Raw genomic sequence first — 9,110 nt, 5'->3', positions numbered from 1 at the left:
CAGGTAGCGGCACACCTCCCAGGTGGAGAACTTGCGCAGCCGCTTGGCGCCATCGGGGGCATAGCCGCGCTTGGCGAGGTCATCGCGGCCCCGGGCGGCGAAGGTCGCGGCCTTGGCGAAGCGCGTGGTGGTGATCGGCTCGGACAGGTGGCTTGCCGCCTCGGCCGGGTCGATGTTGAAATAGGGGGGCAGGTCGGACCGGGATCCGGTTCCGTTCTTCGGTGCCATGGAAACTCCGCATGTCCGCTATTTTTCCAGATATCCGGGAAAGTATCGCACATGGCAGGGTCGATGGGAATCGCCCAGGCCCCTTTCCTAATGAAAAATACCGGAAAAGAGGACAACAGGCAGTCTGTTTATGCTCTTTCAGAGTCTTTTAAGAATCTTTACGGGCCGGATCGTCTTTTTATATCAGGGAGTTACCCGACCACGGGTGCCCGGATACAGGGGCAGGGGGGCCTGAAACCGGGGCGAAAGGGACCCGTTTCCGGGAGGACGGGGTCCGATTCGCGGGAAAACCCTCGCCGCACCCCGTAAACAAGGGGAAAACGCGGTGTTCGGCGAATCCCCGGGGGCGGGGGCGAGTCCCGTCCCGCAGGTTGATCCCGGAAACGGGTCCCTTTGCGCGGGGCCCCGATCCTGAGGCACCCGGATACGGGATCGCCCTTTCCAAGGCTGAAAGGTGCCAATGGCGCGCTTGCGCGTGGGCACCTTATCCGGGATACTTTGCCAAGGCGAGGCGCGTGAGCAGGCGAGTCGCCCGGGCGTCCGCGACGGGCGCCGGAGGTCATCCCGGAGCAACCGGGAGGCGGAGCAGGGCCGTGCGGCCCGGAGGACGAGGCATGGACGACATTCCCCGCGATCAGCTGACGGGCAGCCTGCGCCGGGGCGCGGTGAAGAAACACGTGGCGGCGATCCACGTCTCGGGCAAGCTGACGCTGCTGCAACGCAAGCTGAGCAACGTGTTGCTGCTGAACGCCTACGACACGCTGGTCAGCCAGCAGGTGCACCGCATCGACGCGCGGACCCTGTGCCTGATGATCGGCTACAACTCCAACGACATGGACACGTTGAAGGCGTCCCTGCGGGGTCTGGCCGAGACGGTGGCGGAATGGGACATGCTGGATGCCGACGGGCAACAGGAATGGGGGGTTTCGGCGCTTCTGTCCTATGCCAAGCTGAAAGGGGGCGTCTGCGAATACGCCTATTCCCCCGCGCTGGCGGAGAAGCTGAACGATCCGAAGGTCTTTGCCCTCATCAACCTGAACATCCAGCGGCGGTTCACCAGCGGCCATGCGCTGGCGCTATATGAAAACTGCTACCGCTTCGTGCGCACCGGGTCGACGGGCTGGTGGTCGCTGGACCTGTTCCGCCGCCTGATGGGCGTGGCCGACAGCCCCTACTACGAGACCTACAAGCATCTGAACGCCAAGATCATCAAGCCCGCCGTGGCCGAGGTGAACAAGACCAGCAATATCGTGGTGACGCCGGAGACCCGGAAGATGGGGCGCACGGTGACGGACATTCGGTTCAAGATCGCGGAGAACCCGCAGCTGGCCATCCTGGACATCGACGACGGCGCCGGGGTGCGCAATTCCGATGTTTATGCCCGGATCCGCGCGCTTGGCGTCAGCGACCGGCTGGCGCGGCAGTGGATCGGTGAACATGGCGAGGATTACGTGGGGCAGAAGCTCGATTACATCGCGGGGCAGGGGGGCGTGAAGAACGCCGTCGGCTACCTGACCGCCGCCCTGCGTGAAGATTACCGCGAGGGGGCGGGCGGGGCGTCAACCGGATCGAAAGAGGTTTCGTCGCGAAACCCCGCGCCGCCCAGTTCCGCCCGGGCGAAACGGCTGGGCCGCATCCAGGAGCTGGCGCAGGCGCGCACGCCGACCCAGCGGGATGCGGACAAGCGGCTGTTCCTGTCGCGGCTGGAGGGCGCGGCGCGGGCCGATTTCGAGCGCTACGGCTGGATGTCGGCCCTGAACGCCGCCGCGATCACCGCCTTCTGGGAAGAGCTGTCGCCCGGGGCCTTCGACGATCTGGACGGGTGAGCGGCCGGGGTTACGCGGTCAGCACTATCACGCGGTCAACAGGATCTCGGGGCCGGCCTCTTTCAGCTCGGCGATCGAGGTCAGGCCCATCAGTTGCAGGGTGATCGCGGTTTCCGCCGCCAGCAGCCGGATCAGGTGATCGACGCCCGGCTCGCCCGCCGCCGCCACGGCCCAGGCGAAGGGGCGGCCCATCATGACGAAATCGGCCCCCAGGGCGATGGCCTTCACGATGTCGGACCCGCGCCGGAAGCCGCCGTCGATGAAGAGCATCGGATCGGGGCCGAGCGCCGCGCGTACCGCCTGTAGCCGGGTGATGGTGGCTGGCCCGTGGTCGAGCTGTCGCCCGCCGTGGTTCGACAGCACGATGCCGTCCATCCCTTCGGCGGCGGCGCGGGCGGCGTCCTCGGGGTCGGAAATGCCCTTGATGATCAACTCGCCATCCCAGTCGGCGCGCAGCTGGCGCACCTTGTCCCAGGTCAGGTCGATGTCGAGGCGACCCGAGAGGTTGCCGGCCTGGGCGAGGGCGCCCTTGCCGAATTCCGGGCGGCCGGCGACCAGCTCGACCTCCGGGAAGCCGCCGCGCAGCAGGGACAGCGACCAGGCGGGGCGGGCGGCGAATTGCAGGAAGAGCGAGGGCGTGATGCGCGAGACGGCGCGGAAGCCGTTCCGCACGTCGCGTTCGCGGACCGAGGTGATGGCTGTGTCGACCGTCAGGAAGATGCGTTTGACGCCGGTGGCGCGGCACTGGTCGAGGTAGGAGGCGTTCACCTCCGGGTCGCGGTCCAGGTAGAGCTGGAAGTCAGGCACGGTGCCTGCCGCCTGTTTCATCGTCGCCAGCCCGTTGATCGAGAAGGTGGAGATCACGCAGGGGGTGCCGGCGCGGGTGGCGGCGCGGTGGACGCAGATGTCGCCGTCGCGGTGGTAAAGCCCCATGAAACCGACGGGGCCGGGACCGAAGGGCAGGGCGGCGGTTCCGGTCCCGAGGGGCGTCGTCAGGTCGGCGGGACCCAGCGGGTGCAGCACCCGCTGGCGCAGCATGTAGCGGTCGAACCCCTCGCGGTTGCGGCGCAGGGTGGTTTCGGAGAACGAGCCGCCATCGATGTAATCGGCGAAGATCTTCGGCAGCTTGCGGCGGGCCGTGCGGGCGAAGTCGTCGGTGGTGACGAAGCGGCGGGAGAGGTCGGTCATGCGGGGCGGATCCGGTCGAAGAAATCGCTCATCCGGTCGCGGCCCGAGGTGGGCGGCGACCCGGCGGCCAGGGCCGTGGCCAGGCCGATGGCGGAGGAGGTGGGGTTATGCGCGCCCTCGCCCGCGCGCAGGTTCATCACCAGCGTCGGGCAGAGGAAGAGGGCGGTGCGGATGACGTCCTCCCAGTCGGGGGGGAGCATGTCGCGGGCGGCGAGTTCCGCCAGGAAGGGGCGCCAGAAATGGTCGGCCTTGGTGTCCAGCAGGCGTTGGCGCAGGGGGGACAGCTGCCAGTCGGTGTCGATCTGCAGCTGGCCGTTTTGCAGCCGGACCGTGGCGGTTTGGCGGGCCTCGGCGATCTCGGGCGTGTAGAGCCAGAAGGGATGCGCCAGGCAGTTGTGGAAGGTGGATTTCACCTCGGCCAGCAGGGCGGGGACGTGATCGCCCGCGAAGGCCGGGTCGAAGAAGGCGAGGTGCGGGGCGTCGCCCGCAGCCTCGTACCAGACGTTGGCGTTATGGGCGTCGCCATGGGCGGTGACGCCGCCCGCATCGGCGAGAGCCTCGGGCGCCAGGCGGGTCTGGGCGCGGTCGAAGAGGGCGCGCAAGCTCAGGGCATGGGGCTGGCCGTTCAGCACGGGCTGGGCATCGGCGATCTGGTCCCACGTCAGGGTCAGGCCGGGAAAGTCAAAAGACTTGTCGGCGTAGAAGCTGCCGAGACGGCCGCCGGGGTAGGTGCCGTCAGGATCGGACAGGCGTTCGTGGAACAGCCGGTGGATGGGTTCGGCCGCCGATTGCGCGGGGGTGATCGGGTGCAGCGTGTCTTGCGCCACGCGCAGCAGGGCGTCGTTCAGGCGGGCCTCTGCGGCGACGGCCTGATCCTCGGCCGCCGCGTCGGGGGTCTGGTCGAGAGCGAAGAGTACATCGGAAAACCGCGGGTCGTCCCGGTGGCGATAGACCAGCAGCTGTTCGCCCGGCAGGGTAGAGATGTGCACCGGCTGATCCACCGGCAGCCCGGCGCGGGTCAGCAGGTCGGCGCGGTAGTATTCGCCGGTCATCTCCTCCTCGCCCTCTTCCTGGTGGAACTTGAAGAACAGGCGCCGGTCGCCGGAGCGGAAGGTGCCGTTGAGGGAGTTCAGCGAGTAGCGATCGACGTTGATCGCCAGATCGGTGACGGGGATGTCGAAGAGGCCCGCGATGAAATCCTGCAGCATCCGTTCCGCCGCCGCGCGGTCATGGCGGGCGGTGGCGCGGATGCGGGCGGTGCGGGAGGGCAGGGGGGCAGGCGTGTCTTGGGCCGTGGTCGTCACCGGGTCATTCCCCCGGGCGGCCCATGTCGGCGGCAACGGCGCAGTCGATGATCGTCTTCAACCCGGTGCTGTCGCCCGCCAGCAGGGATTCGTAGGCGTCCGGCACGGCTTCCAGCGGGATCTCGGCGGCGATGAAGGCATCGAGCGCGGGCGCCAGATCGGGCAGCATCGGTGCCACCTCGAAGAACTCGGGGCCGTAGGCGTGACAGCCCAGCAGGGTGATTTCGCGTTCCACCAGGTGCACGGGGTCCAAGAGCGGTTTCGCCGCGCCGATGCCCACCAGGGCCAGGCGCGAACAGCCCGCGATCGCCTCGACTAGGGCGGAGATGACGGGCGCGGCGCCGGTCGTGTCGACGGCAAAGCGGAAGCGGGGCAGGGCGTCGAGCGTGGCGGCGGTGGCGCCGGTGGCCTCGCAGACCAGGTTCACCCGCGCCGCGTTCAGGTCGATCACCCGGACGGGATGGCCGGCGCGGGTCAGCAGCAGGGCCACCAGCCCGCCGATCGGGCCACAGCCGGTGACCACCACCTCGGCGCCTTCGGGCGCATCCAGGCGTCGGACGGCGTGCAGGGCCACGGCCAGCGGTTCGACCATCGCCAGGTGCCGGTCCGGCACGCCTTCGGGGGCGGGGGCCACGTTGCGGGCGGGCAGGGTGACGGATTCGGCAAAGCCGCCGTCGATCTTTTCGCCCAGGAAGCCGAGGTCGTCGCAGACCTGCCCGTTGCCTTCGAGGCAGGCGGGGCAGGTGCCGCAGGTGTGGCGGCTGTCGACGATGACGCGCTGGCCCTCGACCACATGGGCCACGTCGCCGCCGACGGCTGTCACGACGCCGGTAAATTCATGCCCGGCGACCGAGGGCGCGCGGCTGATCCAGGCGCCGGTGGCGTAGTTGTGCAGGTCCGATCCGCAGATCCCGGCGGCGGTGACGCGCAGGGTCACCTCATCCGGCCGGGGCGGCAGGGGGGCGTCAACGGTTTCGAAACGCAGGTCGCGGGTGGCATGAAGACGGACGGCGCGCATTTGATCGGCCTTTCTTGGATCGGACGGGCAGGGGGCCACGGCGGGCGCGGCCCCCTCGGTTCACGACGTCATTTTAGGACTTCTTCAGGTACTTCGCACGCATCTCGCTGACCGCGTTGGCGTGCGAGGAGAAGCCCTCGTATTTCGCCAGGGTGTGGGCGGTTTCAGCCAGTTCCGGGTAGCCCTTTTCGGTGACGTAGCCGATGGAGGAGCGGCGCAGGAAATCGGTGACCGACAGCGGCCCGTAGGTTTTTGCCCCCTTGGAGGTGGGCAGCACGGCGTTCGGGCCGAGGGCGAAGTTGCCGATCGACACGGGGGTGTGCGTGCCCATCAGGACCTCGGCCGCGTCGGTGATCTGGCCCAGGTACTCAAAAGGTTTCTCCGACAGGATTTCCAGGTGTTCCGGGGCGTATTCGTTCACGAAGGCGCAGGCGTCATCCATGTCAGCCGCCAGGACGATGCCGCCCGCGCCGTTGCACAGCACGGATTGGGAGAACTCGACGCGCTGGTCGGTCATCGCGGCCCAAAGCTCCGGCAGGGCCTCCAGCGCCTCGTCGATGACGCGCTGCGAGTTGGTGACCAGCCAGGCGGAGCTGTCGGGGCCGTGTTCGGCCTCGATCAGCAGGTCCATGGCGGCCAGCCCGCCGTGCACCGTGTCGTCGGCGAGGATCATCACCTCGGACGGGCCGGCGGGCAGGCCCGGGTCAATTTCCGAGGCCAGCAGGCGTTTCGCGGCGACGACCCAGGGGGAGCCGGGGCCGACGATCTTCTGCGCCTTCTTCACGGTTTCGGTGCCATAGGCGGCGGCGGCCACGGCCTGGGCCCCGCCGCATTTGTAGATGGTTTCGACGCCGGCGAGCCGGGCGGCGACCAGGGTGGCCGCGTCCACCTTGCCGTCGGGGCCGGGGGGCGTGAAGATCGCCAGGTTCGGCACCTTGGCCACGGCGCCGGGCACGGCGGTCATCATGGTGACGGACGGGAAGGAGCCCTTGCCGCGCGGCACGTAAAGCGCGACGGAGTCGATCGGCGTCCAGCGGTCACCGGCGAAGGCGCCGGGGCTGACTTCCTTGAGCCACATGGGTTCCGGCGCCTGTTCTTCATGGAAGGTGCGGATGTTGCGGATGCCCTTGCGGATCGCCTCGATCACCTCGGGCTCCACCAGGTCGAAGGCCTCGTCGAATTCGCTCTCCGGCGCCTGCAGGATGTCGGCGGTCAGGCCCTCGGATTTGTCGAACTCGCGCCCGAAGCGGACCAGGGCGGCGTCGCCTTCGGTGCGCACGGCCTCGATGATCGGCGCGGCCTTTTCCAGGAAGAAGGACAGGTCGGCCTCGGACCGGTTGGTCAGGGCGGCGCGGTCTTCGGGCGAGAGGCCGGCGAGGCTGTGCTGGGTCACTTGGGGCATGGGAGCACCTTTTTCTTGGCGGCCCCGCGGGGCCTTCGGGAGAGCGGTCGGGGCTGTTCTAGCCACCGGACCTGAATTGTATATACTTATTGCGCCTGCGGAGCGTGGCGCGGGCCGGGCGGCGGCGGATCTGCCTAGATTTTAGCCAGGAAGCCGCCGTCGATGGCCAGGCACTGCCCGGCGATATAGCGCGCGGCGGAGGAGGCAAGGAAGAGGGTCGCGCCCTCCAGATCGTCGAGATTGCCGAGGCGGCCCATGGGCACGCTGTCGGTCATCGCCTGCACCCAGCCCTCATCCTCGTAGAAGGTCGAGGTGAGGCCGGTTTCGAAATACCCCGGCGCGATGGCGTTGACGCGGATGCCCAAGGGCGCCCATTCGGCGGCCATGGCGCGGGTCATGCCCAGGATGCCGGTTTTCGAGGCGGTATAGGGGGTGGCCGTGGGGACACCGACGAAAGAGGTCAGCGAGGCCAGGTTGATGATCGCGCCGCCGCGTCCCTCCATGGATTTCGCCGCCGCCTGGGCGACGAAGAAGGCGCCCTTCAGGTTGGTATCGACGATCTTGTCCCAGAGCGCCTCGTCCACGTCGAGGGTGGGGCGCACGTCCTCGATCCCGGCGTTGTTGACCAGAACGTCCAGCGGGGGCAGATCCGACAACCCCTCCTGCACGGCGGCGACCGACTGCTGATCCACGGCGCGGCAGATCACGTCGCGGCCAAGCGCGCGGGCCTCGGCCGCCGTGTCGTCCAGCGAGGGCAGGGCGCGGGCGGTCAGCACCAGGTCGGCGCCGGCGCGGGCAAAGGCCAGGGCCAGCGTGCGGCCGATGCCACGACTGGCGCCGGTGACCAGCACCCGGCGGCCGGTGAAATCGAAGGTGCAATCGGCGGGCAGCGGCGGAGTTTCGGCCATGGGAAGGTCACTTTCGCTTGACATGTCTAGACATAAGTTGCCCCCTCCCCGGCGCCTAGTCAACGGAGTTCCCCCCATGTCCGCAACCGAAATCGCCCTGCGCCCCGAACTGGCGGCGCTTGCCCCCTACAATTCCGGCCTGTCGTTGGAGGACGTGGCCAGCCGCTGTGGCGGGCGGCCCATTGCCAAGCTGGGCTCGAACGAGAACCCGCACCCGCTGCCCGCGCCCGTGCGCGCGGCCATGGCGGAGGTGCTGGGGCGGACGCAGATGTACCCCGATCCCTCGGCCCGGGCGCTGGCGGCGCAGCTGGCGGCGGAGACCGGGGTGGAGGCCGCGCGCATCGTCTTTGGCGACGGGTCCGAGGATCTGCTGAACGTGCTGGCCCGCGCGCTGTTGCAGGCGGGCGACGAGGTGGTGACGCTTTACCCGTCCTTCCCGCTGCACGAGGATTACGCCCGGATGATGGGGGCGGAGGTCACGCGAATCGGTCTGACCGAGGAGCGGGAGATCGACATGGCCGCCCTGCTGGAGGCCGTGGCGCGGCCTGTGCGGCTGATCCTGCTGGCCAACCCGATGAACCCGGCGGGGGTCTGGCTGACGCCCGACCAACTGGACCAGGTGCTGGCGGCGCAGCATCCCGACAGCGTTCTGTGTCTGGATGAGGCCTACGTGGAATATGCCGCCGGGTCAGACTACCTGCCCGGCACCGAACGGATCGGCGGCCATGACAAGCCGCTGCTGATTCTGCGCACCTTTTCCAAGGCCTGGGGGCTGGCGGCGCTGCGCATCGGTTACGGGCTGTCGAACAGCGACGCGCTGATTTCCGCGATGCATCTGGTGCGCACGCCCTTCAACGTCAACGCCGTGGCCCAGGCCGCCGCGCTGGCGGCGCTGCGCGCGCCGGAAGGCATGCAGGCCGCCGTGGCCGACACATTGGCGGAGCGCGACCGGGTGGCCGACGCCCTGCGCGCACGGGGGCTGGAGGTGCTGCCGTCGAAGGGCAATTTCCTGTTCGTCAATGTCGCGCGCGCCTCCGGCCCGGTGGCCGAGGCGCTGATCGATCACGGGGTCATCGTGAAGCCCTGGAAACAGCCGGGCTATGAGAGCTTCCTGCGCGTTTCCATCGGGCTGGCGGCGGAAAACGATCAGTTCCTGGGCGCGCTGGAGGCCGTTCTGTAGCCAGGGCAGGGGGCGGACCAGAAACCCCCTAGGCAGCTCGGGATCTTTATGTCTAT

Annotated in this window: 7 protein-coding genes and 1 pseudogene; 2 read left to right on the top strand and 6 right to left on the bottom strand. The window is 68.6% G+C overall.

Translation table 11 applies throughout. From position 1 onward, the window contains the following. Positions 1-228, bottom strand: a pseudogene (locus tag LC066_RS20250) (ATPase); the annotation flags it as partial. Between the two features lie 614 nt (positions 229-842). Here LC066_RS20250 and LC066_RS20245 point away from each other — a divergent pair. Then, entirely contained in the window at positions 843-2,054 is a 1,212-nt protein-coding gene (locus LC066_RS20245; protein ID WP_224903047.1) for a replication initiation protein, read from the top strand. 27 nt (positions 2,055-2,081) lie between these two features. Here the strand turns inward: LC066_RS20245 and LC066_RS20240 are convergent, their stop codons facing one another. The 5 genes from LC066_RS20240 to LC066_RS20220 form a co-directional block, all read right to left on the bottom strand. Beyond that, the gene (locus tag LC066_RS20240; RefSeq protein ID WP_224903045.1) at positions 2,082-3,242 is read right to left on the bottom strand and encodes an alpha-hydroxy acid oxidase; all 1,161 of its coding nucleotides are present in this window, start codon (positions 3,240-3,242) and stop codon (positions 2,082-2,084) included. Then, on the bottom strand, positions 3,239-4,546 hold the full coding sequence (locus LC066_RS20235; protein ID WP_224903042.1) for a hypothetical protein: 1,308 nt from the start codon (positions 4,544-4,546) through the stop codon (positions 3,239-3,241). The genes LC066_RS20240 and LC066_RS20235 overlap by 4 nt, the downstream gene beginning before the upstream one ends. A gap of 4 nt (positions 4,547-4,550) precedes the next feature. Next, positions 4,551-5,564 (bottom strand): zinc-dependent alcohol dehydrogenase, encoded by a 1,014-nt coding sequence (locus LC066_RS20230; protein ID WP_224903039.1) that lies wholly within the window; start codon positions 5,562-5,564, stop codon positions 4,551-4,553. Positions 5,565-5,637: 73 nt separating this feature from the next. After that, positions 5,638-6,966, bottom strand: coding sequence for a histidinol dehydrogenase (hisD, locus tag LC066_RS20225; protein ID WP_224903036.1), 1,329 nt, complete (start codon positions 6,964-6,966; stop codon positions 5,638-5,640). A gap of 134 nt (positions 6,967-7,100) precedes the next feature. Next, positions 7,101-7,874 carry an SDR family NAD(P)-dependent oxidoreductase gene (locus LC066_RS20220; protein ID WP_224903033.1) on the bottom strand — a complete coding sequence of 258 codons (774 nt, stop codon included), beginning with the start codon at positions 7,872-7,874 and terminating at the stop codon, positions 7,101-7,103. A 76-nt stretch (positions 7,875-7,950) separates the two neighbouring features. Between LC066_RS20220 and hisC the strand changes: the two genes are divergently transcribed. Beyond that, complete coding sequence (gene hisC / locus LC066_RS20215) at positions 7,951-9,054, top strand: histidinol-phosphate transaminase (RefSeq protein ID WP_224903030.1); 1,104 nt, start codon at positions 7,951-7,953, stop codon at positions 9,052-9,054. The last annotated feature ends 56 nt before the right edge of the window (positions 9,055-9,110 follow it).

Origin of the sequence: Pseudooceanicola marinus (genome assembly GCF_020177265.1) — a bacterium.
Lineage (GTDB): Bacteria > Pseudomonadota > Alphaproteobacteria > Rhodobacterales > Rhodobacteraceae > Pseudooceanicola > Pseudooceanicola marinus_A.
This window is presented reverse-complemented; position numbering and strand designations above follow the sequence as displayed.

Excerpts from the sequence above, each read along its gene's own strand:
- hisC (WP_224903030.1), top strand. The coding sequence starts at position 7,951 with ATGTCCGCAACCGAAATCGCCCTGCGCCCCGAACTGGCGGCGCTTGCC.
- hisD (WP_224903036.1), bottom strand. The coding sequence starts at position 6,966 with ATGCCCCAAGTGACCCAGCACAGCCTCGCCGGCCTCTCGCCCGAAGAC.
- LC066_RS20245 (WP_224903047.1), top strand. The coding sequence starts at position 843 with ATGGACGACATTCCCCGCGATCAGCTGACGGGCAGCCTGCGCCGGGGC.
- LC066_RS20230 (WP_224903039.1), bottom strand. The coding sequence starts at position 5,564 with ATGCGCGCCGTCCGTCTTCATGCCACCCGCGACCTGCGTTTCGAAACC.
- LC066_RS20220 (WP_224903033.1), bottom strand. The coding sequence starts at position 7,874 with ATGGCCGAAACTCCGCCGCTGCCCGCCGATTGCACCTTCGATTTCACC.
- LC066_RS20240 (WP_224903045.1), bottom strand. The coding sequence starts at position 3,242 with ATGACCGACCTCTCCCGCCGCTTCGTCACCACCGACGACTTCGCCCGC.